The organism is Myxococcus llanfairpwllgwyngyllgogerychwyrndrobwllllantysiliogogogochensis (assembly GCF_006636215.1).
In the GTDB taxonomy this organism is placed as follows: domain Bacteria; phylum Myxococcota; class Myxococcia; order Myxococcales; family Myxococcaceae; genus Myxococcus; species Myxococcus llanfairpwllgwyngyllgogerychwyrndrobwllllantysiliogogogochensis.
Genome location: NZ_VIFM01000128.1, coordinates 1 through 22,511 on the forward strand (window position 1 = coordinate 1; position 22,511 = coordinate 22,511).

The window sequence follows — 22,511 nt, forward strand, 5'->3', positions numbered from 1 at the left end:
CCCCCCTGCCCTGCCGCCCGAGCGCGAGCACGCCAGCGCCCTGGCGCTGCTGGCCATGCTCCAGCGGGAAGGTCGGCTGGTGGACTTCCTCCAGGAGAACGTGGCCGCCTTCTCGGACGCCGAGGTGGGCGCCGCCTGCCGCACCGTCCATGAGGGGTGCCGCAAGGTGATGGGTCAGTACTTCACGCTCCAGGCAGTGCTCCCCCAGTCGGAGGGGGACCAGGTCACCGTGCCCGTGTCCTTCGATGCCCAGCGCATCCGCCTCATCGGCAACGTGACGGGCCAGCCTCCGCACACCGGCACGCTGCGCCACCACGGGTGGGTGACGTCGGAGGTGAAGTTTCCGGTCGTGAGCCCCGCCATGGACCCGCGAGTGCTCGCTCCAGCGGAAGTCGAGCTCGCCTGAGCGTCGCTCAGCGGACGCGCAGACCGGACAAAAGGGAGCCCTCAAGGAGTTCAAGCCCGATATGGCCCGCTATTCCATCGGCATCGACCTTGGCACCACGCACTCCGCGGTGTCCTACTTCAACCTCGAGGACAGCAAGGCCCGGGGACGCGCGCAGTCGATGTTGCCAATCCCCCAGCTGACCGCGCCCGGCACGCTGGAAGCGCGCCCGCTGCTGCCCTCCTTCCTCTATCTGCCCTCCGCCCAGGAGTTTCCCCAGGGCAGCCTCGCCCTGCCGTGGAACAAGGACGCCACCTCCATCATCGGAGAGTTCGCCCGCTCCCACGGGGCCAAGGTCCCCACCCGGCTGGTCTCCTCCCCCAAGAGCTGGCTGTCCCACCCCGGCGTGGACCGGCGCTCGGCGCTGTTGCCGTGGCAGGCCCCGGAGGACGTGCAGCGCGTGTCCCCGCTGGACGCGTCCGCGCGCTTCCTGCGCCACCTCAAGGAGGCATGGGACACGACCTTCGCCCAGGGAGATGACGAGTCCGGCAACGCGCTGGCCTCCCAGGACGTCATCGTCACCGTCCCGGCGTCCTTCGACGCGGCGGCGCGCGAGCTGACGCTGGAGGCCGCGAAGGCGGCGGGAATCGAGCACCTCACCCTGCTCGAGGAGCCGCAGGCCGCGCTGTACGCGTGGCTGGAGGCGATGGGGGAGAACTTCCGGCAGCAGGTGAAGCCCGGCGAGGTCATCCTCGTGGTGGACGTGGGCGGCGGCACCTCCGACTTCTCCGTCATCACCGTGCGAGACAGCGGTGGCGAGGTGGAGCTGCTGCGCGTGGCGGTGGGCGACCACATCCTGTTGGGCGGCGACAACATGGACCTGGCGCTGGCGCACACGCTCAACCAGCGCCTGGCCGCCGACGGAAAGAAGCTGGACCCGTGGCAGTTCAACGCCCTCACCCACGGCTGCCGGCAGGCGAAGGAGACGCTGTACGGCGACACCTCGCTCGACAAGGTGCCCATCTCCATCCCTGGACGGGGCTCGTCGCTCATCGGCGGCACGCTGCGCACGGAGCTGACGCGCGAGGAGCTGGACCGCGTCCTCACCGACGGCTTCTTCCCCGTGACGCCCCTGGCGGAGCTGCCCCGCACCGCGCGGCGCATGGGCCTGGCGCAGATGGCGCTGCCCTACGCGCAGGACCCGGGCGTCTCACGACATCTGGCGGCCTTCCTCACGCGGCAGGCCCAGGCGCTGGCGGCCAGCCACGACGCGCCGGTGGACGTGGGCGACAAGTCCTTCCTCCACCCGACGGCGGTGCTCTTCAACGGTGGCGTCTTCAAGGCGGGCCCTCTCAAGGAGCGCGTCATGGAGGTGCTCAACATGTGGCTGAAGGCGGACGGGGGTGAGCCCGCCAAGGAGCTGGAGGGCGCGGACCTGGACCTCGCGGTGGCGCGCGGCGCGGCGTATTACGGCTGGGTGCGCCAGGGCAACGGCCTGCGCATCCGCGGTGGCACGGCGCGCGCGTACTACGTGGGCGTGGAGTCGGCGATGCCCGCGGTGCCCGGCTTCGAGCCTCCGGTGAAGGCGCTGTGCGTGGCGCCCTTCGGCATGGAGGAAGGCACGCAGGCGGATGTGCCGCCGCAGGAGTTCGGCCTCGTCACCGGCGAGCCCACCAGCTTCCGCTTCTTCTCCTCCTCCATGCGGCGCGACGACAAGGTCGGCGTCATGGTGGATGACGTGGCGGACGAGCTGGCCAAGGGGGAGATGGAGGAGCTGGCCCCCATCGAGACCACCATGCCCGGACAGGCCTCGGCCTTTGGCGACCTGACCCCCGTCAACCTGCAGGCCGCGGTGACGGAGGTGGGGACGCTGGAGCTGCGGTGCCTGGAGAAAGGTGGCGCCGGACGTTGGAAGCTGGAGCTCAACGTCCGCATGAAGGAGTAGAACGCCGGCCGGCAAACGGAGGTGTATGCGAATCGTTGGCATCGACCTGGGCACCACCCACTGCGCGGTGGCGTCCGTGGACCCCGCCCGGGGCGCGAGCGCGCCCGTGGAGGACTTCCCCGTCCCTCAGCTGGTCCGTCAGGGGGAGGTGGCGCCGCGCGCGCTGCTTCCCTCCACCGTGTATGTGCCAGCGGGGCACGAGCTGAGCGCCGAGTCCCTCCGGCTTCCGTGGGGCGATGACGGCGGTCCGTGGGTGGTGGGAGAGCTGGCGCGCTGGCAGGGCGCTCGCGTGCCGGGGCGACTGGTGGCCAGCGCCAAGAGCTGGCTGTGTCACCCGGGCGTGGACCGCTCCGCGCCCATCCTCCCCTGGGGCGCTCCGGCCGACGTCCAGAAGCTGTCCCCCGTCGACGCCAGCGCCCTGCTCCTGACGCACCTGGCGCGCGCCTGGGACTTCACGCACCCGGATGAGCCCCTGTCGAAGCAGGAGGTGGTCATCACCGTCCCCGCCTCCTTCGACGAGGCCGCGCGCGCCCTCACGGTGAGCGCCGCGCGCAAGGCGGGGCTCGAGAAGTTCACCCTGCTCGAGGAGCCCCAGGCCGCCTTCTACGACTACACCGCGCGCCACCGCGCGGAGCTGGAGCAGACGCTCGCCCACGTCCGGCTGGTGCTGGTGGTGGACGTGGGTGGCGGCACCACGGACTTCACGCTGGTGCACGCGGGAGTATCGCCCGAAGGGCCCATGCTGCGGCGCCTCGCGGTGGGTGACCACCTGATGCTGGGGGGCGACAACATGGACGCCGCGCTGGCCCGGCGCGTCGAGGAGAAGCTCCTGACGGATGGACGCCGCCTGTCCGCCACGCAGTGGACGCAGGCGATTCAGGCCGCGCGCACCGCGAAGGAAGCGCTGCTGGGCAAGGCGCCACCGGAGAAGTACGGCGTGTCGCTCGCGGGCGAGGGCAGCCGACTGCTGGGAGGAACGCTGTCGTCCGAGCTGACGCGCGAGGAGGCCCACGCGTTGGTGCTGGACGGCTTCTTCCCGCGCACCCCGCCCACCGAGCGGCCTCGCCGCGCCGCGCGCATGGCGCTCCAGGAGCTGGGCCTGCCGTACGTGCAGGACGCGGCGGTAACGCGGCACCTGGCCGCCTTCCTCGCGCAGCACGCGGCGGCGGGCTTCGCGGCCCTGGGAGAGACGCCTGCCTTCGAGGGCGCCCTCCCCCGCCCCGACGCCATCCTCCTCAACGGCGGCGTCTTCAACTCGCCCTGGATTTCGCAGCGGCTGGTGGAGGCCGTGTCCGCGTGGTGGCCGGACGCGCCAACCATCTCCCTTCTGCGCCACGAATCGCTGGAGCTGGCCGTGGCGCGGGGCGCGGCGTACTACGGGCTGGTGCGGCGTGGTCACGGCCTGCGCATCGGCGGTGGCGCGGCGCGCGCGTACTACGTGGGCCTGCAGCGCGCGGCGGACAGCGCGGAGCAGCCCGCCCTCTGCCTCATTCCCCGAGGCTTCGAGGAGGGCCAGAAGGTCGACCTGGGTGAGCGCCCCTTCACCCTCACGCTGGGCCGGCCCGTGCAGTTCCAGCTCTACTCGACGACGAGCGACCGCATCGACAAGCCCGGGGACCTGGTGCCACTGGCGGAGGACTTGAAGCCCCTGCCGCCCATCCACACGCTGCTCAAGGGCGCGGCGGGAAAAGTCGCGGACGTGCCGGTGCACCTCCAGGCGGCGCTGACGGAGATTGGCACACTGGAGCTGTACTGCGTCTCCGACGTCGCGGACGAGCGGTGGCGGCTGGAGTTCGAGCTGCGCGGCACCGGCGGCTCCCACGAGCTGACCGTCACCGAGTCCATGCCCGCGCGCTTCGCCGAGGCGAAGGACAACATCGAGCGCGTCTACGGCAACAAGCCGCTGCCCCTGGGCCCCAAGGACGTGAAGCAGCTCTCGCGCACACTGGAGAAGGCGCTGGGGCCTCGCGACACGTGGCGCGTGCCGGTGCTGCGCGAGATGTGGAGCACCCTGTACGCGGGCGCCAGCAAGCGCCGTCGCAGCGAGGACCACGAGCGCGTCTTCTACAGCCTCGCGGGCTTCACCCTGCGCCCGGGCTTCGGCTACCCGCTGGACGGCTGGCGCGCGGAGCAGACCTTCAGCCTCTTCGACGCGCTGGTGCAGCACCACTCGGACAAGGCGGTGTGGACGGAGTTCTGGGTGATGTGGCGCCGCATCGCCGGCGGGCTCAACGAGGCGCAGCAGCAAAAGCTCTACGCCTACCTCCAGCCGCACCTCGCGAGGAAGGTGCCCCCCGGCGCGCCGCCTCCCGGCAAGCTCAAGGGAATCCAACCCGAGGGGTTGGAGGAGATGGTGCGCACGGCGGCCTCACTGGAGCACCTGTCGCCCTCGGACAAGGCGGAGGTGGGGCGGTGGATCGCCGAGCGGCTGAAGGCCGAGGCAAAATCTGGCGGGCCGTGGGCCTGGGCGCTGGGCCGACTGGGCGCGCGCGTGCCCCTCTACGGCAGCGGCCACAAGGTGGTGGACGTGGAAACCACGGAGGCGTGGCTCACGCTGCTGCTGGAGCTCGACTTGCGGAAGATTGACGGCGCGCCGTTCGCCGCCGCGCAGCTCGCCCGCCTCACGGGAGACCGCACGCGAGACGTGGACCCGGCACTGCGCGAGCGCGCGGCGCAGGCGCTCGTGGCCGCGCAGGCGTCGGAGACGTGGGTGCGCATGGTGCGCGAGGTGGTGGCGTTGGAAGCCGCGGATGAAGCACGCGCGCTCGGCGACACGCTGCCGGCGGGCCTGCGACTGTCGTGACGAGGGATTCGAAAACGTCCCTTCAGGTCGGCCAGGACATGGTCGACCCGGAGGGGTGACTTCGGAGCGAGGAGCCTTCAGCCCCGCGCGGGCGTGGCGGGCTCGGCGACCTCGGCGGTGGCCTTGGGAGCGGCGCGCTCGACGACCTGGAGCACCGGCGCGGCCTCGGTGGGCGCGGCGGTGGCCTCGCCCTTGCCAGCCTTGGGCTTCTTGGTGCCCGCGCCCGAGCGGCACGTCCGGCACCAGGGCTGGTTGCGGATGGCGCCGTCCGCCATCTTCCGCAGGCCGAACTGGGCCAGGGGCTTCAGGGTGCGACACTTGATGCACATCAACGAGATGAGCACCTCGTGGCCATCCGCGTCGTAGACGGCGGACTTGCGCCGCTTGCGCGGCTGGGCCTGCCCCGGCTCACGCGGCTTCGCCTTGTCCGGCGGCGGCGGCATCATCGGGGTCACTTTGTAGAGCATGTCAGTCCCTCCGCTCTCGGAGGCCCTCGCACGCAGTCCCTGATGACGGGGCCACCTCGGCACGGGCACTCGCGAGCCCTAGAGTAAGGACTCTTCCTTCCGTTGAAAACTGATCCCAGGCCGAAAAATCGGCCCGGGAGCGTTTCCGCTGATCTTTCCAAGGGTTGGCGGCCCCATTCACCGCCAGCGGATCAGCTCGCGGTCGAATTTTCAGCCCAGGTTCTCTCAGCGAGACGCTGTGGGACACACCTGTGCGACACCGCTGTAGCGCACGCGCCCCAGCGCGGGCGTGGGCAGGACGCCCCCGTGGGAACGGCCGTAGGAGATCAGCGCCTGGCGCAGGTCCATTCCCCGGACCGGGGAGAGTTCGGTGCGCTCGGGGGGCAACGGCCGCGTCACGCCGTCCACGCCGTCACCGCCCCGGGCGAGGAAGTCCGGCACCGCCACGCGGTAGCGCTGCTCTGGCACGAGCGGCTTGCCGCCCTCCAGCGTGACACCCTGTAGCCGGCCGGGCCCGGGGCAGCGGGCCAGCGTCAGCTCCAGGCCCGACACCGCGAACACGGCGCCGCGCTCCACCCCATGGGCCAGCTCCAGCAGGTGCCGCAGCTCGGCGCCGGTGAGCGTGAGCACGGCCACCGTGTTGTCGAAGGGCAGCGCCTGGTAGACGTGGCCGAAGGACAGCGTCCCACCTGGCAGGTCGGCCCGGATGCCTCCGGGGTTCATCACCGCGGCGTCCGCGCCGGCCGCCTCGCGCAGCGCATCCGCGATGAGGTTGCCCAAGGCACCCTCCTCCGTGAAGCCGCGCGCCAGGGGCGAGGCGCAGGAGACGCCCGACGCACGTCCCTGGGACGCATCGACCTCCGCCAGCGTGGGCGCGAGCAGCCGCGTCACTTCCGCATCCGGCTGCATCGGGGTGCCCAGGAAGACCGCGGGCGCGAGCTTCACCTCGGCGCGCTCGCGCAGGCGCCGTGCATCACAGCCGCCATGAGTCGCTTCCACCTGGGTGCACAGGGGAATGGCGGCCTGGATGCGCGTGAGTGACGGGTCCACGCGGCGGCGCACGGGGTCCACGAAGAGCTCCACCACGCCCAGCGAGCGGGCCTGTCCCGTCGTCTCGATGATGGGCACCCCGTCGAAGAAGTGGCCCATCGTCTGGTGTGTGTGCCCCGCCACCACCGCGTCCAGCGTGCCCGGGGGAAGCGCGGCCAGCATGTCGAGAATCTCCGCGTCGCCCCTGTCGCAGCTCGACGTGTCCCGGGGGTTGCGCAAGTCGGAGCACTGGCCGCCCGCGTGCGCCACCGCCACCACCACGTCCGCGCCGCGCTCACGCAGGGAGCGTGAGGCCTCGAGCGCCGAGGACGCCAGGGGCGCGAAACGCAGCGAGGCGACGTTGGCCGGATTGGTGACGCTCGGGGTCGACTCGGTGGTGAGGCCCAGCACGCCGACGCGAAGGCCCTTCACCACGACGATGTGCGTGCCGTCGTTGCCCAGCCACGCGGGAGTCTTCCCCGTCGTCGCGTCGCGGAGGTTGGCGGACAGGAACGGAAAGCGCGCCTGCTTCACGCGCGCCTTGAGGGCGCCGAGCGGGTCCTCACCAGAGCCCGAGGCCATGGGCGCGGGCCCCACGGGCCCGTAGTCGAACTCGTGGTTGCCGATGGCCGCCGCCGTGAACCCCAGGTGGTTGTACACGTCGACGACGATGGCGCCCTCGGTGAGGTTGGACGCCAGCGTGCCCTGGAAGAGGTCGCCACCATCCAGGAGCAGCACGCCCCCGGGGTTGTCCTCGCGCAGCCGCGCGACATACGCGGCGAGGGTGGCGGCGCCGCCCTCCTCCACTGTCCGACCATCCGCGAGCCGCGCGCGGTGCGGCTCCACCTGCCCGTGGAAGTCGTTGAGGCCCACCAGGGTGATGCGCACTGGTGAAGCGGGAGGCGAGGAGACAGGCGCGGAGGGCTGGGTGCCGGCGCAGGCGGCGGCACAAGTCACGAGCGCGAGGAGGAAGGGACGCGAGGAACGCATGAGCGGCCGCACTTCATCGTGCCCCGCGCCCCATGGCAACGCGCTTCAGCGCTCGCGGCGTCGGCGCACCGACAACCCCAGGGCCAGCAGGCCGAGGAGCACACTACCGGGCACGGAGGCGGAGGCACACGTGCAGCCAGACGTGTCGTTGTCCAGGTCGATACCGCCACCGCCCGGCGAGGGGCGCCCGCCGCCTCCTCCGATTCCGCCCCCATCCGAGCCGCCATCCGAGCCCGCGTCGGTGCCACCGTCGCCCGTCGACGGCCGGGTGTCCACGCGCAGCGGCGGCGTGAAGGCCGCGGCCACGGCCTCCCACCGCAGCAGCTTCAGGTTGTCCGTGCCGCCATTGTTGGAGTCCTGCGCGACGAAGAGTCCCTGGGGGAACTCCAGCCCCATCGGCAGCGCCGACACCGCCAGCGCGCGCGGCGCCTCCACCGCGTCGAGGCCTCCATCCCCCGCCGTCACACGGAACGAACCCAGGAAGGCATACGTGCGGCGGTCCAACACGGCGAACGTGCCCGCGCCCGTGTCCGCCGCCAGCAGGTAACCCTCCGCGTTGGCCGCGCGGTACAGCGCCAGGCGGTTGACGGTGCTGGACAGGTTGCTGCCCGTCGCCGACAGGGACGCCACCAGGACGCGGCTGGTACCGCCGTTGGGCTCCGCGTTGTAGCGCCAGATGGCCTCGCCAGCCTGCACGACGTAGACGAAGCCCAGCTCCTCATCGGCGACCAGCCCGGTGATGGGGCCTCCCACGTCGATGGCCGGACGCACCAGCGTGGAGGACAACCCGCCATCCTCTCCGGACAGCTCGAACTGCTGCAGGGAGCCGTCCGCGGTCCCCGCGAACACGAAGAAGCGACCGGTGCCGGGGCTGCGATAGAGCGCCACGGTGTTGAACGTCGTGCTGTTGGCGACGAACGGTCCCACGCCAATCCGCTGCACCCGATTCGTCGTCTGGAAACCATCCACGACGTAGGCCGACAACCCGACGACGGTGTTCGCCGTCACCGCCAGGGAACGCGTCGACGGCCCCAGCCGGAAGCCATCCCGGACCGCGACGCTCACCGTGGGTCCATCCTGCTCCTGCTCCAGTTGTTGACCATCCAACCCGAACGTGGAGAGGCCGGAGTTCTGATTGTCATAGGCCGTGAGCAGCAGGCCGATGCCCGCATCCCCCTGCCCCGCGACGGGCGACCCTACCCAGACAGCGACGTCCTGGATGAGACCGCCTGTCGCGGCGGGCCCGGGCGTCGTCTCCCGGAAGGCGGGGACCTGCAAGGGTTGGGTGGATTGAGCGGAGGCAACGGAGCCGGCGACGACAGCCGCCAGGGCGAAGACGAGAGGGTGACGCATGACCAAGGCTCCAGGCAGGTGGGTCCTCCCTAACTTCGCACGAGGGGTGTGCCTTTCAAGTACGAAGCCAGAGGGAACGGTTGGCTCCGGGCAACCGCGTCAGGTACAAAGTGCGTCTTCCAGCCAACAGCGAAAAAGACCATGGCGACCAAGCGCGCACTCATTACTGGCATCACGGGGCAGGACGGCAGCTATCTGGCGGAGCTTCTTCTGTCGAAGGGCTACGAGGTGCACGGCATGGTGCGCCGCTCGTCGGAAGAGAAGTTCGAGCGCATCCAGCACCTGCACGGCAAGATTCAGCTCCACCAGGGAGACCTGCTGGACCAGTTCTCGCTCGCGGCGCTGCTCAATCTGGTCAAGCCGGACGAGGTCTACAACCTCGCGGCCCAGTCCTTCGTCCCCACCAGTTGGAACCAGCCGGTGCTCACCGGTGAGTTCACCGCGCTGGGCGTGACGAAGATGCTGGAGGCCATCCGCCACACGCGGCCCCAGGTGCGCTTCTACCAGGCGTCTTCCAGCGAGATGTTCGGCAAGGTGCTGGAGGTCCCCCAGACGGAGGACACGCCCTTCTATCCGCGCAGCCCGTACGGCGTGGCCAAGGCGTACGGCCACCACATCACCGTGAACTACCGGGAGTCCTTCGGCCTGTTCGCGGTGAGCGGCATCCTCTTCAACCACGAGTCGCCGCGCCGTGGCCTCGAGTTCGTCACGCGCAAAGTCACCTACAACGTGGCGCGCATCAAGCTGGGCCTCCAGGAGAAGCTGCCCATGGGCAACCTGGACGCCAAGCGCGACTGGGGCTTCGCGGGCGACTACGTGGAGGCCATGTGGCTGATGCTCCAGCAGGACCAGGCCGAGGACTACGTGGTGGCCACCAACGAGACGCACACGGTGCGCGAGCTGGTGGAGATCGCCTTCGGCCGCGTGGGGCTGGACTACCAGAAGTTCGTCTTCACCGACCCGGCCTTCGTGCGCCCGGCCGAGGTGGACCTGCTCATCGGCGACCCGGCGAAGGCGAAGGCCAAGCTGGGCTGGGAGCCGAAGGTGCGCTTCAAGCAGCTGGTGGAGATGATGGTCGACGCGGACCTGGAGCGCGTGAAGGCGGGGCAGCGGTAGATGCGGGTACTCGTCACGGGAGCGGATGGGTTCGTCGGCAGGCATCTGTGCGCGCTTCTGCGCGCCGCCGGTGACGAGGTGGTTGAAGCGCACGGGCCGCGCGGTGAGGGCGTCAGCAGCAGCGCCCTGCACTTCGACGTGGCCAACGAGGCCGCGGTGAAGGCCGCCGTGGCCGAGGCGAAGCCGGACGGCGTCATCCACCTCGCGGGCTTCAGCTCGGTGGCCAAGAGCCACCACAACCCCTCGCGCGTGTTCGCGGTGAACACCATGGGGGTGGTGCATCTGTTGACGGCGCTGCGGGAGAACGCGCCGAAGACGCGCGTCGTCCTCGTGGGCTCGGGTGAGGTGTACGGCCCGGTGCCCGAAGGCACGCGCGCCACCGAGGACACCCCCGCGGTGCCCTTGAGCCCCTACGCGGCCTCCAAGTCCGCGGCGGAGCTGGCGGGTGTGCAGTTCCACCGCAGCTACGGGCTGGAAGTCATGATGGCCCGGCCCTTCAACCACCTGGGCGCAGGCCAGGACCCGACCTTCGTCGTGCCCTCCTTCGCCTCGCAGATTCGAGCGATTGGGCTGGGCACGGTGGACCCGGTGCTGCGCACGGGCAACCTGGACGCGGTGCGCGACTTCTCCCACGTGCGTGACGTGGTGGAGGCCTACCGGCTGCTGCTCGTGAAGGGCGAGCCCGGGCAGGCGTACAACATCTGCAGCGGCGAGGGGCGGACCATCCGCAGCCTGCTGGAGGAGATGCTGTCGCTCGCGGGCGTCAATGCGCGCATCGAACTGGACCCCGCGCGCCTGCGTCCCTCCGACATCCCCAGCCTCATCGGGGCTCCGGACAAGCTGCGCGCGCTGGGATGGACGCCGAAGCTGACGGTGACGGACGCGCTGCGCGACGTGCTCGGCCCCAAGGTTCCGGGCGCCGCCCGAGCCCAGGGCTGAATCGCCCTGCACGGGAGGTGCCTCGCCTGGGGCGCCTCCCGTCCAGCGGCTGGCTGACCGCATGGCGCTTGTCAGGGCCTCGCGCCCCGAGCGTTGGTGTGCAATCAACACCAACCAGGGGGCTCGCGATGGCTGGCACTCAGCGGCAGGGCAGGTTCACCTTTTTCTGGAAAGAGGAGTCGCCCTTCTCGCAGTGGCACCGCTCCGAGTTCGTGGTGGACGGGGTCCACTACGGCTGCACGGAGCAGTACATGATGGCGGGCAAGGCGCGCGTCTTCGGTGACATGGAGGTGCTCGCCAGCATCCTGAAGACCTCTGCGCCCAAGGCGCAGAAGGCGCTGGGTCGCAAGGTGAGGAACTTCGATGCCGCCACGTGGGAGCGTGAGCGGGAGCGCGTCGTCCATGAGGGCAATCGCGCGAAGTTCACCCAGAACGCCTCGCTGCTGGAGGCCCTGCTGGCCACGGCTGGAACGGAGCTGGTGGAAGCCAGTCCCATGGACCGCATCTGGGGTGTGGGGTTGAGCATGGACAATCCCAACATCCAGGACCCCTCCAAGTGGAGGGGACTGAATCTATTGGGCAAGGTGCTGACGCGCCTGCGTGAAGACCTCATCGCGGAGGGCATCACCGTGGCCTCCGTCAGCGCTTCACGTGCGTCCACGCATCCAGCCGCCGCACCAGGGCGGTGAGCGTCCACAAGTCCGCGGGGTTGTCGGGGCGCACCGCGTCCAGGGCGCGCAGGAGAGGCGCCCTGGAGCGCTCCTCGCCCCACTCGGACAACACGCGCAGCGCCATCAGCGAGGACTGACGCGAGAGCAGCTCCAGCAGCACCTCCACCACGCGAGGGCTGCGCTCGTCGGCGAGGCGCTGCACCGCCTCGTGGCGCTCCTCCGGCGTCGAGGCCGGGTCCGCCAGGCGCTCCGCGAGCGCACGGAAGCGCGCCTCGGCCAGGACAGGGCGCGGGCCGGGCGTGTCCCAGTGCTCCACGGTGACGCTCGTACGTCCGAAGGCGACCACCTCGCGGCGCACACCATCGTCACCGAACAGTCCCATGAGCCGCTCCGGCGCGGGGCGCCCTCCGACGAGCAGTTGCGCCGCGCGCTCCGACAGCTCCGACGAAGCGCCGAGCAGATGAACCCGCAGCACCGTGGCCTCCGCGTGGAAGCGGACTCCTGCGCGGACGCGCTCGGACTTGAGGAACACCTCCGCCATTCCGCCCGCGCGCACGTACCAGCGGTACTCGAGCCACACCGCGCTCGGCCGCAAGGCGAAGCGGTCATCCTCCGCCTCGACGAGCCGAGGGGCTCCTTCCTCCAGGCCGCTGAAGCTGCGCTCCAGTACGGCCAGGGCCTCCGATAGCTTCATGTCGCGTCCAGGTTCTCGATGGGGCTCAGAACGAGTAGCTCACCGGCGCGGACAGACCGGGCAGGGCCAGCTCCACCGTGCCGGAGTCCTTGCCGGGCTGCGCGGCCCAGGTCTGGGAGACGGTGCTCAAGTCATACCGGAGCTCGGCGAACTTCATGGCCTTGCACCGGTCTCCGTTGGCGTCGTGAATCATCACCAAATTGGCCACGGGCGCAGCGCCAGACTTCTGCTGGAACGTGCCGTCCCAGGCCAGCGTGTACGAGTGCTCCGCGCAACCACCGCCGTGCGAGACGTTGAGCGTCAGGATGTTGCCGTCCACCCTCGCCCCCTCGATGTTGATGGGGTCCTTGGGTTGGGGGTTGGCCCTCACCAGGATGGGCAGCGCCTCGGCTGGCTTCGCCTCTTCACCGGGCGACGGGGCCGCGGACTCCGCGTCGGGCGAGGCCGCCACGTCCTGCTCCACCTGCGGCTCCGCGGGGTCCTGCTTCGCCGGAGCGCTGGCGCACCCGACCAGAAGACCGCTCAGCACGAGACCACTCCACACGAGCTTTCGCATCCGCATCCTCCACTCTCGATTCGCCGCCGAGGCTCCGACGGCGAGGCTCCAACCCTCAGCGTCGGAGCGCGGCCTCATACACCGCCAGCGTTCCTTCCGCCGTCCGTTCCCAGGTGAACTCCGCGGCCCGGGCCCGGCCCTTCTTGGCGAGGGCACCGCGCTCTCCGGGTGAGCGCAGCAGCCGATGGATGGCCTCCGCGAGCCCCTCCGCGTCGTCCGGACTCACCGCCAGGGCCGCGCTGCCGCAGACCTCCGGGAGCGAGCCCGCCGTCGAGACGATGGCCGGAGTGCCCAGCCGCATCGCCTCCAGCGGGGGCAGGCCGAAGCCCTCGTAGCGCGAGGGGAACACGAACAAGGCCGCGCGCCGCATCAGCTCGTAGAACACCGGCTCGGACTGATAGCCGAGCGGGCGGATATCGAGCCCCTCCGAGCGCAGCCGCGCGATGCGCGACTCCACGCGCCCCGAGCCGAACCAGCTCTGTCCCGCCAGCACGAGCGACGCGGGCCTCCCCTGCGCCTTCAGTCGCTCCATCGCGTCCAGCACCAGGTCCACGTTCTTGCGCACGTCGAGCGAGCCCGCGTAGAGGACGAAGTCCTTGGGCAGAGCGAGGGCGCGCAGGAAGTCCACGCTCGTCGCGTCCAGCACGGGCGCGTGGACATGGTCCACGCCGATGGGCACCACCACGGCGCGCGACTCCACTTCCGGGAAGCGCTCCAGCAGGTCCTGCCGCGTGCGCTCGCTGATGCACACCACCCGGTCGGCCAGCATCAGGCTGCGTGACAGCCACAGCCGGAACTGCCAGCGGAACTTCGCCGAGACGGTGTCCGGCATGATGAGCGGAATCAGGTCCAGCACCGTGAGCACGTAGGCCGTGCCGGGTATCCGCGTCAGGGGGAGATTGAAGTTGCCCAGGGCGTGGTACAGCGCGGGCTTCGAGCGCTCCAGCACCCGAGGGAGTCGGGCGAGCGTCCAGGCGGTGCGGCCGCTGGCTCCCCTCGGATGGTCGCCCGAGCCCCGCGCGCCCAGCTTCTCCAACCGCACACCCTTGGCCTCCAGCGCGCCCGCGAGACAGCGGGTGTAGAGGCCGATTCCGGTGGTGGGCTCATCCCAGAGCGTCGCGTCGAAAGCGATGGGGCCGGTGGACACGGTGCGCCTCATACCACGCCCCTGTGATAGGCAGGGCGCGCATGGCGATTCACCAGTTGATAGCGAGCTTCGTGCCCGGCGACGCCACCGGGCAGGCCGCGTTGCACCTGCAGCTCCTCCTGCGCCGGCTGGGTGTGTGGAGCGGCCTGTACGCGGATGAAGTCGGCGCGGGGTTGGAGGGCCTGGCCAGTCCCGCCTCGACGTTGAAGCCGGAGCCGGGCGACCTGGTGCTCTATCACCACGGCATCGCCTCTCCGCTGAGCAGCCGACTCATGCACCTGCCGTGTCGGCGCGGCCTCGTGTTCCACAACATCAGCCCCGCGCGCTTCTACTCGGGACTGTCGCTGGAGAACGCGCTGGTGGCCGGCCGCGCCCAGCTCGCGGCGATGGCGCCCTTCGTGGACGTGGCCATCGGCGTGTCGGACTACAACTCCGCCGAGCTGCGCGTCGCGGGCTACCGCAACGTCCATACGGTGCCGCTGCTCATCGAGCCGGAGCGCTTCGGTCCCGAGCGCGCGGACGCGAAGCTGCTGAGCAAGCTGTCGGGCCCCGGTCCCGTGTTGCTCGGCGTCAGCCGGGTGATGCCGCACAAGCGCTTCGAGGACCTCATCGCCCTGCACCGAGAGGTGCTGCGACTGCGCCCCCAGGCGCGCTTGTTGATGGTGGGCGGGTACGAACCGGGCAGTCGCTACTTCCGCTCGCTGAAGCGCGAGGCGCGGGGCTTGAGCGGCGTGAGCTTCCTGGGCCGGCTGAGCCACGCGGAGCTGGTGGCCGCGTACCGCTCCGCATCCGTGTTCGTTTCGATGAGCGAGCACGAGGGCTTCGGCGTCCCGCTCATCGAGGCCATGGCGTCGGACGTGCCCGTGCTGGCGTACGCCGCCGCGGCGGTGCCGGAGACGCTGGGCGGCGCGGGCATCGCGTTCGACCAGAAGCGCTTCGCGTTCCTCGCGGAGCTGGCGGTGGACCTGAGCGAGGACCTGTCGCTTCGCGAACCCGTCATCGCCGGTCAGCGACGCAGGCTGGAGCACTTCTCCGCCGCGTCCGTGCAGCGGGCGCTGTCGGATGCGCTGGGTTCGTCCCTGCCCGCGCCGCGTCCCCGTCGTGCGCCTCCGAAGCGGCCTCGCGTGGCGGTAGTCGTGCAGCGCTATGGCGAGGTGACGGGAGGCGCGGAGATGCTGGCCGCGCAGGTGGCCGAGCGCCTCACGCCGCACTGGGACCTGACGGTGCTGACCACGTGCGCGAAGAACCACCTCTCCTGGGAGAACGACTTCCCGGCGGGGCCGGACACGGTGCGCGGCGTGGACGTGCTGCGCTTCCCCGTGACGCGGGTGCGCAACATCCGAGGCTTCAACGGGCTGTCGCGAAAGCTCTTCGACAAGAGCAACGAGCGGCTGCGCGAGGAGCAGTGGATCGCCGAGCAGGGCCCGCTGGCTCCGGGGCTGCTACGCCATCTGGCCGACACGCGAAACGCGTACGACGGCTACTTGTTCTTCACGTACCTCTACGCGCCAACGGTGTGGGGCATGCCCCTGGTGGCGGACCGCGCGCTGCTGGTTCCGACCACGCATGACGAAGCGCCCATCCGGTTCGATGCGTACCGTGACGTCTTCGAGCTCCCTCGCGCGCTGCTCTGCCTGACGCCGGAGGAGCTGACCATCATCGAGAAGTACTTCCCGGGCCATGCGAGGACTCGCGTGGTGGGCGTGGGCGTGGAGCGGCCGGCCGCCGATGGGGCTCGCTTCCGCGAGAAGCACGGCGTGCACCGCGACTACCTGCTCTACGTGGGCCGGCAAGAGCCGGGCAAGGGTGTGCCCGAGTTGCTCCAGTTCCACCAGGCCTTGAAGCAGCGGTACGCGGACGCGCCGGACCTGGTGCTCGCGGGTGACGCGCACATGCCTCTGGAGGGTGATGGCGTGCGCTACCTGGGACGCATCCCCGAGCAGGACAAGCACGACGCACTGGCCGGTGCCCTGGCGGTGGTGGTGCCCTCTCGCTACGAGAGCCTGTCGCTGCTCACGCTGGAGTCCTTCGCGCAGGGCACGCCGGTGTTGGTGAACGGGCGCTCGGACGTGCTGGTGGGACAGGTACAACGCAGTGGCGCGGGCCGCGCGTATACGGACCTGGATTCGTTCATCCAGGGACTGCGCGAAGTGGGCGAGGCGCGAAGCGCGCTGGGCGCTAGCGGTCTGGCGTACGTGAAGAAACAAGGGTGGCCGCAGGTGGTGGCCGCCTATCGGGACGAGCTGCAACGCATCCTCGAGGAGAAGCATCGATGAAGCTGCTGGGACGCGACATTCCGGCGCGGGAGCTGCTGACCCGCATCGAAGAGCGCCTGCGAACGCGAGGCCTGCCCACTTCCGAAGCGGTGGAGGTGCCCGCCGAAGGCGTGGAGCCCCGAGTGGAGCCACTGACCTTCAACCTGCACGCACTGGAAGAGAACGCCGACGCCACGCGCGCGCTGCCGCTGCAGACGCACCGGGGTGGCGTGGGTCAGCTCGTGGTGGTGGCCAAGTGGGCCTTCCGCAAGTCGTGCCAGGTGTTCATCAACGAGGCCCTGGGTCGACAGCGCGTCTTCAACGGACACGTGCGCGATTCGTACGCCCAGCTCTCCGCCGAGGTCGTCCGCCTGCGCCGCGAGGTGGAGCAACTGCGCGCCCGTCAGGCCAGTGATTCGTCGAGCGCGATTCAGGCACGAGCCGCCGAGCCCTCGCTGGAAGCACGGCGCTCCCCTTCTCCGCAGGCGACGAAGGAACTGGCGCGCACGGAACAGCCCCCGACCGCGCGGCATGCACCCCGGCCGCGCGCCGAGAGTTCAACCGGCCCTGCTCGCCCCCAGGCGGAGCAGTCGCGACCGACGCCCCCCGCGACGAAGGCGAGCCCCGCTGCGCGGAGCCACGGTGCGCGAGGAGCAGCTCACGGCGAAGCGTCTCCGTCGACATCGACAGGAGCCGCGGCCGTGCTCCCCAAGCCCCGGTCTCCCAAGAACGAGACGGAGCCTCGGCAGGTGCAGTCGCCCCCCACTCCGGCTGGCGTCCCGGCGAAGAAGAAGCCCTCGTCCCCGCCCGAGAAGCCACCTCGTGGACCCAACACCTCCAAGCCGCGACGTCCGAAGCGGCGGTAGCGAGGGCGCCGACCCCTGCCGAGAACCCGGCGCGACGGACGCCTCTGGCCGTCGCTCCGCCCGGCAGGTCGACGACACGGTTGGGCACCTGCATCCCCACGTCCGAACTTTCGAAAACGCAGGAGGCAGGCACGCCCCCTCGCCGCTCGTGCCGTCAGGCCACCCAGCCCCGGGGAACCGCACCTGACGAGCACCCCACGCGCCGAGGCATCGAGGGCCTCGCGCGCTCGCATTGACGCCCCTCCCCCACCGTGCTCAAACCCGGCGCGTGGAAGCGCCCTCCATCAGCGTCGTCATCCCCGCCTACAACGAGGGGCAGCGACTGCCTCGCTTCGTGGAGTCGCTCACCCGCGTCGCCCTGCTCCAGCCGACGCCCCGGGTGGAGTTCATCGTCGCGGATGATGGCAGCGCGCCCGAGCACGCCTCGCTTCAGCAAGCCAGCATCGAGGCGGCCCAGGCCCGACTGTTGGCCGCGAGTTCGCCCCACCGGTTCACGTATGTCGCCGCGCCCCGCAATGGCGGCAAGGGCTCCGCCATCCGCCTCGGCTGGCGCCACGCTTCTCCTGGAGCCACCTGGCTCGCCTTCCTGGACGCGGACGGGGCCATCAACGCGGAGGAGCTCTTCCGACTGGTGCGGCTGACCGACACTCCCGACGCCGAGGGCGTGGACGTGCTGGCGGGCTCCCGCATCCTCATGGCTGGCCGCCGCGTGGTGCGCAACCTCCACCGCCACCTCCAGGGCCGCATCTTCGCCACCCTGACGGACCTGCACTTCGGCCTGCGCTTCTACGACACGCAATGCGGCGTGAAGCTCATGAGAGCCTCGGTGCTGCGCCCACTGTTGGACGTGCTGCGCGAGGAGCGCTGGCTGCTCGACGTGGAGCTCCTGGCCCTGCTCCAGCGACAGGGGGCCCGCTGTCTCGAGGTCCCCATCGACTGGGAGGACTTCGGTGGCTCCAAGGTCATCCCCGGCCTGGACGCGGCCCGCATGTTCTGGGGGCTGTTCAAGCTCCGCCGCCGCCTGGAACACGTCACCCTGCCCGCCCCCGGGCAAGGAAGGGCGCTGCCCACCTCGCTGCCGGGTATCGATACCCGGTGACAGCGGCAGCGCCGTGGACCGGCGCGCCACCCACGGGTCTCCCGCGACACGGCGAAGGGCCCCCTTCCTCGCCAGGAGAGTGGCCGACAGGGCGTCAGGGGCCGCCTCCGGGTGCTGCTCCAGAGGAAATCCAGCCGGGTCGGCACACAGCCGCCCCCCTGTGCGGGCACCTCAACACATGGCGCGGTGTGCCGTCGCACCCCGGGACGGAGCTTCTGCCCCCGGGGCCCGGGCCGACAGGGAGGCTGGCGTCGGGCTCCCGCGTTACAACTCCAGCAGAGCCACTCCCTCCCATCGCCTGCTTTCACGCGGCGTCGCGAGGCCGCTTGCTTTCCGGGCGGCTCACCGCGAAATAGGCCCCGCACGCGAGCCGTTGCTCCGGGTTCCTCCTACACCTTCAGTGATATGCGCGCCCTGACCGACCTGCCCTCCGACCCTGGCCCCGCCCTTCAACTGGGTCTGCCGGGCTTCACCTTCGAAGACCTCTACCGCCCGCGCGGACTGCGCCGGCTGGCCAAGAGCTTCGACGCGCAGCTCGCCGAGGACGAGCCCGAGCTCTTCAAGGCCTTCGACGCCTACCGCCAGTCCGGCGGTACCAGCCTCACCGGCCCCGCCGAGTCGGACCTGTTGGTGCGGGTGGCCCGGCACACGTCGCGCTTCGTCTCCCGGCTCTTCCGAGTCGACCAGGAGCTGGAGCGGCAGATGGGCCAGTTGAAGGGAGAGCTGCCCCTCTTCGACTTCAAGCGCGAGTTCATCACCCGCCGCGTCTTCAAGAAGGGCGCGCCGGACCGTCCGGCGCTGGCCGAGTTCCCGTCGCTGGATGGGCGCATGCGGCTGCTGCTCCAGCTCGGCTTCCCGGAGGCGCTCTCCCTGGGCGACTTCGAGCGCGGCCTCGCCGAGTCCGTCCTCACGCTCATGGAGCTGGAGCGGCTGTTCTCCGGCAACCTGCCCGCGGAGGAGCAGGCGAAGGCGGAGGCCCTGCGCGCCCGCTGGTCGGCGCTGCGCACCTCGCTGACGGCCACACCGGAGGGCCGAGAGGCCTTCGGCTCCAGCCTCGTCACCCAGGGCGATGATGCCGCGGAGCTGCAGTCCGTCCGCGCGCTGCTGTCGCTGGCGGACCGCTGGACGTACGCGCGTGCGCTGCACCCGGAGACCAAGGAGCAGTTCCACACCTGGCCCACCCACCGCGTGCCCAAGCCGCTGGTGTTCGACCAGCTCGTGCAGCTCCAGCGCCCGGACGCCGCTCTTCCCGAGGCCACCGAAGGACTCCCGCACCACCTTCGCCACCGCGACGGCTTCAAGCTCACCGACCGCCGCGGCACCGCGCGCGACGTGATGAACGAGGTGGACTACTGCGTGCTCTGCCACGAGCGCCAGAAGGACTCCTGCTCCACGGGCTTCCCCGCGAAGGACAAGGTGGCCGAGGGCCACAGCTACAAGAAGAACCCGCTGGGCATCCCCCTCACGGGCTGTCCGCTCGACGAGCGCATCTCCGAGGCGCACCTGCTCAAGCGCGAGGGCAACTCGCTCGCGGCGCTGGCGGTCATCACGCTCGACAACCCGATGTGCCCCGGCACCGGCCACCGCATCTGCAATGACTGCATGAAGGCGTGCATCTTCCAGAAGCAGGAGCCGGTGAACATCCCGCTGGCGGAGACGGCCGCGCTGACGGACGTGCTGGACCTGCCCTGGGGCTTTGAAATCTACGGGCTGCTCACGCGCTGGAACCCGCTCAACATCCGCCGTCCGTACGCGCTGCCCTACGTGGGTCGCAACGTGCTGGTGGTGGGCCTGGGGCCCGCCGGCTACACGCTGTCGCACTACCTGCTCAACGAGGGCTTCGGCGTCACGGGCATGGACGGCCTGAAGATCGAGCCGTTCTCCGACGAGCTGGCCGGCCGCAATGGCCACGCCCTCAAGCCCATCCGCGACTGGCGTTCGCTCACGCGCGAATTGGATGAGCGCGTGCTGGAGGGCTTCGGCGGCGTGTCCGAGTACGGAATCACCGTGCGTTGGGACAAGAACTTCCTCACGCTCATCCACCTGACGCTGGCGCGGCGGGACGGCTTCCGCATCCACGGTGGCGTGCGCTTCGGTGGCACGCTCACCATCGAGGACGCGTGGGAGCTGGGCTTCGACCACATCGCCATCGCCGCGGGCGCCGGACGTCCCACCATCATCGGGATGAAGAACAACCTCATCCGGGGCATCCGCAAGGCGAGCGACTTCCTCATGGCGCTCCAGCTCACGGGCGCCTTCAAGAAGGACTCGCTGGCGAACCTCCAGGTGCAGCTGCCCGCCATCGTCATCGGCGGCGGCCTCACCGGCGTCGACACCGCCACGGAGCTGATGGCGTACTACCCGGTGCAGGTGGAGAAGGCGCTCGCCCGCCACGAGAAGCTCTCCGCGGAGCTGGGCGACGAGGCCATCCTCGCGAAGCTGGACGCCGAGGAGCGCGCCACCTACCAGACCTTCCTGGAGCACGGCCGCGCGGTGCGCGCCGAGCGCGAGCAGGCGAAGGCGGAGGGCCGCACGCCAGACTTCATCAAGCTGGTGCGAGCGTGGGGCGGCGTCAGCCTGGCCTACCGCCGCGGCCTCACCGAGTCCCCCGCCTACCGCCTCAACCACGAGGAAGTGTCCAAGGCGCTGGAGGAGGGCATCCGCTTCATCGAGCGCATGAGCCCGGTGGAGGCGCTGCAGGACGAGACGGGCGCGGTGCGAGCGCTGCGATTCGAGCGCATGGTGACGGTGGACGGCAAGCTCAAGGGCAGCGGCCAGTTTTTCGAGCTGCCCGCGCGCACCGTGTGCGTGGCCGCCGGCACCTCGCCCAACGTCACGTACGAGCGCGAGTACCCGGGCACCTTCAAGCTCGACGAGGGCGGCGACTACTTCCAGGGCTACTCCCTGGTGGACGGTGAGCAGGGCTTCACGCTGGAGCCCGTGGAGGCCAGCGAGGACCTGGACTCCAAGGTGGGCTTCTTCACGTCGTATGCGAAGGACGGGCGCTTCATCTCCTTCTACGGAGACAACCACCCGACGTACGCGGGCAACGTGGTGAAGGCCATGGCCAGCGCGAAGGATGGCTACTCGGAAGTGGCGCGCCTGTACGCGAAGGAAGTGGCGTCGCTCGACTTCGACGACGAGGTCGCCCAGGCCCGTCGCGAGGAACTGCGCGCCGCGCACTTCGCGAAGCTGGACGCCGCGTTCAACGCCACCGTGGTGTCCGTCACCCGCCTGACGCCGACGATTGTGGAGGTGGTGGTGAAGGCGCCGTTCGCGGCCAGCCACTTCCAGCCCGGCCAGTTCTACCGGCTCCAGAACTTCGAGCGGAACGCGCCCGTCGTCGACGGCATGCGCCTCACCATGGAGGGCCTGGCCCTCACCGGCGCGTGGGTGGACAAGGAGAAGGGACTGATGGGCACCATCGTCCTGGAGATGGGCTCCTCGTCGCGCCTGTGCTCCGCGCTCACCCCGGGCGAGTCCGTGGTGCTGATGGGCCCCACCGGCGCGCCCACCGAGATTGCCCACAACGAGACGGTGGTGCTCGTGGGCGGTGGCCTGGGCAACGCGGTGCTCTTCTCCATCGCCCGCTCGCTCAAGGCGGCGGGTTGCCGCGTCGTCTACTTCGCCGCCTACCGCCTCAAGTCGGACTCCTTCAAGCACGACGAAATCGAGGCCGGCACGGACCAGATTGTGTGGTCCGTGGACAGCGGCGACTTGATTGAGCCGCGCCGCCCGCAGGACGCCGCCTTCCGGGGCAACGTGGTGCAGGCGATGGTGGCGTACGCCGAGGGCAAGCTCGCCACGCCCGGCCTCATCCCGCTGTCGGAAGTGGACCGCATCATCGCCATCGGCTCGGACCGGATGATGCGCGCGGTGGCCGAGGCCCGGCACAAGGTGCTCCAGCCGTACCTGAAGCCGGACCACGAGGCCATCGGCTCCATCAACTCGCCGATGCAGTGCATGATGAAGGAGATCTGCGCCCAGTGCCTCCAGCGGCACGTGGACCCGCGCACCGGCAGGGAGACGTGGGTGTTCTCCTGCTACAACCAGGACCAGCGGCTGGACCAGGTGGACTTCGTCAACCTGAACCAGCGCCTGCGCGGCAACACGGTGATGGAGAAGGTCGCCGACCTCTACCTGGCGCAGCTGCTCAAGAAGGCACCGCACCTCAAGCGCGTCTGAGGTGCACTCCT

Annotated in this window: 16 protein-coding genes; 10 read left to right on the forward strand and 6 right to left on the reverse strand. The window is 70.3% G+C overall.

What is annotated here, in order from left to right:
* From FJV41_RS27640 to FJV41_RS27650, 3 genes are all read left to right on the forward strand, one after another.
* On the forward strand, positions 1-406 hold a 406-nt coding region (locus tag FJV41_RS27640), incomplete at its 5' end, for a DUF2760 domain-containing protein (protein ID WP_141645566.1).
* Between the two features lie 61 nt (positions 407-467).
* Positions 468-2,330, forward strand: a complete 1,863-nt coding sequence (locus FJV41_RS27645) for an Hsp70 family protein (protein WP_141645567.1) — start codon at positions 468-470, stop codon at positions 2,328-2,330.
* 25 nt (positions 2,331-2,355) lie between these two features.
* On the forward strand, positions 2,356-5,133 hold the full coding sequence (locus FJV41_RS27650; RefSeq protein WP_141645568.1) for an Hsp70 family protein: 2,778 nt from the start codon (positions 2,356-2,358) through the stop codon (positions 5,131-5,133).
* Positions 5,134-5,210: 77 nt separating this feature from the next.
* On the opposite strand, the gene FJV41_RS27655 is transcribed toward FJV41_RS27650, so the two are convergent.
* From FJV41_RS27655 to FJV41_RS27665, 3 genes are all read right to left on the reverse strand, one after another.
* The gene (locus FJV41_RS27655) at positions 5,211-5,600 is read right to left on the reverse strand and encodes a hypothetical protein (RefSeq protein WP_141645569.1); all 390 of its coding nucleotides are present in this window, start codon (positions 5,598-5,600) and stop codon (positions 5,211-5,213) included.
* A gap of 225 nt (positions 5,601-5,825) precedes the next feature.
* On the reverse strand, positions 5,826-7,619 hold the full coding sequence (locus tag FJV41_RS27660; protein ID WP_141645570.1) for a bifunctional metallophosphatase/5'-nucleotidase: 1,794 nt from the start codon (positions 7,617-7,619) through the stop codon (positions 5,826-5,828).
* A 45-nt stretch (positions 7,620-7,664) separates the two neighbouring features.
* On the reverse strand, positions 7,665-8,972 hold the full coding sequence (locus FJV41_RS27665) for a myxosortase-dependent phytase-like phosphatase (protein WP_141645571.1): 1,308 nt from the start codon (positions 8,970-8,972) through the stop codon (positions 7,665-7,667).
* Between the two features lie 141 nt (positions 8,973-9,113).
* On the opposite strand from FJV41_RS27665, the gene gmd reads away from it, so the two are divergent.
* The 3 genes from gmd (at position 9,114) to ybiA (ending at position 11,716) form a co-directional block, all read left to right on the forward strand.
* The gene (gmd, locus tag FJV41_RS27670) at positions 9,114-10,088 is read left to right on the forward strand and encodes a GDP-mannose 4,6-dehydratase (RefSeq protein ID WP_141645572.1); all 975 of its coding nucleotides are present in this window, start codon (positions 9,114-9,116) and stop codon (positions 10,086-10,088) included.
* A complete protein-coding gene (locus tag FJV41_RS27675) occupies positions 10,089-11,027 on the forward strand; it encodes a GDP-mannose 4,6-dehydratase (protein ID WP_141645573.1) in 939 nt (312 codons plus the stop codon). It begins immediately after the preceding gene.
* Positions 11,028-11,155: 128 nt separating this feature from the next.
* Positions 11,156-11,716, forward strand: a complete 561-nt coding sequence (gene ybiA, locus FJV41_RS27680) for a riboflavin biosynthesis intermediates N-glycosidase (RefSeq protein WP_141645574.1) — start codon at positions 11,156-11,158, stop codon at positions 11,714-11,716.
* Here ybiA and FJV41_RS27685 read toward each other — a convergent pair.
* Genes FJV41_RS27685 through FJV41_RS27695 form a run of 3 tightly spaced genes read right to left on the reverse strand, consistent with a single transcriptional unit; the run spans position 11,667 to position 14,107 of the window.
* A complete protein-coding gene (locus tag FJV41_RS27685) occupies positions 11,667-12,392 on the reverse strand; it encodes a hypothetical protein (protein ID WP_141645575.1) in 726 nt (241 codons plus the stop codon). The two genes, ybiA and FJV41_RS27685, sit on opposite strands and share 50 nt — an antisense overlap.
* A gap of 25 nt (positions 12,393-12,417) precedes the next feature.
* On the reverse strand, positions 12,418-12,948 hold the full coding sequence (locus FJV41_RS27690) for a hypothetical protein (protein WP_141645576.1): 531 nt from the start codon (positions 12,946-12,948) through the stop codon (positions 12,418-12,420).
* Between the two features lie 55 nt (positions 12,949-13,003).
* The gene (locus FJV41_RS27695) at positions 13,004-14,107 is read right to left on the reverse strand and encodes a glycosyltransferase family 4 protein (RefSeq protein WP_141645577.1); all 1,104 of its coding nucleotides are present in this window, start codon (positions 14,105-14,107) and stop codon (positions 13,004-13,006) included.
* A gap of 29 nt (positions 14,108-14,136) precedes the next feature.
* On the opposite strand from FJV41_RS27695, the gene FJV41_RS27700 reads away from it, so the two are divergent.
* The 4 genes from FJV41_RS27700 to FJV41_RS27715 all read left to right on the forward strand — a co-directional run bounded on the left by FJV41_RS27700 (position 14,137) and on the right by FJV41_RS27715 (position 22,500).
* Positions 14,137-16,371, forward strand: coding sequence for a glycosyltransferase family 4 protein (locus FJV41_RS27700; RefSeq protein ID WP_141645578.1), 2,235 nt, complete (start codon positions 14,137-14,139; stop codon positions 16,369-16,371).
* Entirely contained in the window at positions 16,368-17,216 is an 849-nt protein-coding gene (locus FJV41_RS27705) for a hypothetical protein (RefSeq protein WP_141645579.1), read from the forward strand. The genes FJV41_RS27700 and FJV41_RS27705 overlap by 4 nt, the downstream gene beginning before the upstream one ends.
* Positions 17,217-17,484: 268 nt before the next feature.
* Positions 17,485-18,315: a glycosyltransferase gene (locus FJV41_RS27710; protein ID WP_141645580.1), complete on the forward strand. Its 831-nt coding sequence runs from the start codon at positions 17,485-17,487 to the stop codon at positions 18,313-18,315.
* A gap of 405 nt (positions 18,316-18,720) precedes the next feature.
* A complete protein-coding gene (locus FJV41_RS27715) occupies positions 18,721-22,500 on the forward strand; it encodes an FAD-dependent oxidoreductase (protein WP_141645581.1) in 3,780 nt (1,259 codons plus the stop codon).
* Positions 22,501-22,511 lie beyond the last annotated feature (11 nt).

Coding starts and splice junctions, on each gene's coding strand:
- FJV41_RS27645 (WP_141645567.1), top strand. CDS start 468: ATGGCCCGCTATTCCATCGGCATCGACCTTGGCACCACGCACTCCGCG.
- FJV41_RS27650 (WP_141645568.1), top strand. CDS start 2,356: ATGCGAATCGTTGGCATCGACCTGGGCACCACCCACTGCGCGGTGGCG.
- FJV41_RS27655 (WP_141645569.1), bottom strand. CDS start 5,600: ATGCTCTACAAAGTGACCCCGATGATGCCGCCGCCGCCGGACAAGGCG.
- FJV41_RS27660 (WP_141645570.1), bottom strand. CDS start 7,619: ATGCGTTCCTCGCGTCCCTTCCTCCTCGCGCTCGTGACTTGTGCCGCC.
- FJV41_RS27665 (WP_141645571.1), bottom strand. CDS start 8,972: ATGCGTCACCCTCTCGTCTTCGCCCTGGCGGCTGTCGTCGCCGGCTCC.
- gmd (WP_141645572.1), top strand. CDS start 9,114: ATGGCGACCAAGCGCGCACTCATTACTGGCATCACGGGGCAGGACGGC.
- FJV41_RS27675 (WP_141645573.1), top strand. CDS start 10,089: ATGCGGGTACTCGTCACGGGAGCGGATGGGTTCGTCGGCAGGCATCTG.
- ybiA (WP_141645574.1), top strand. CDS start 11,156: ATGGCTGGCACTCAGCGGCAGGGCAGGTTCACCTTTTTCTGGAAAGAG.
- FJV41_RS27685 (WP_141645575.1), bottom strand. CDS start 12,392: ATGAAGCTATCGGAGGCCCTGGCCGTACTGGAGCGCAGCTTCAGCGGC.
- FJV41_RS27690 (WP_141645576.1), bottom strand. CDS start 12,948: ATGCGAAAGCTCGTGTGGAGTGGTCTCGTGCTGAGCGGTCTTCTGGTC.
- FJV41_RS27695 (WP_141645577.1), bottom strand. CDS start 14,107: ATGAGGCGCACCGTGTCCACCGGCCCCATCGCTTTCGACGCGACGCTC.
- FJV41_RS27700 (WP_141645578.1), top strand. CDS start 14,137: ATGGCGATTCACCAGTTGATAGCGAGCTTCGTGCCCGGCGACGCCACC.
- FJV41_RS27705 (WP_141645579.1), top strand. CDS start 16,368: ATGAAGCTGCTGGGACGCGACATTCCGGCGCGGGAGCTGCTGACCCGC.
- FJV41_RS27715 (WP_141645581.1), top strand. CDS start 18,721: ATGCGCGCCCTGACCGACCTGCCCTCCGACCCTGGCCCCGCCCTTCAA.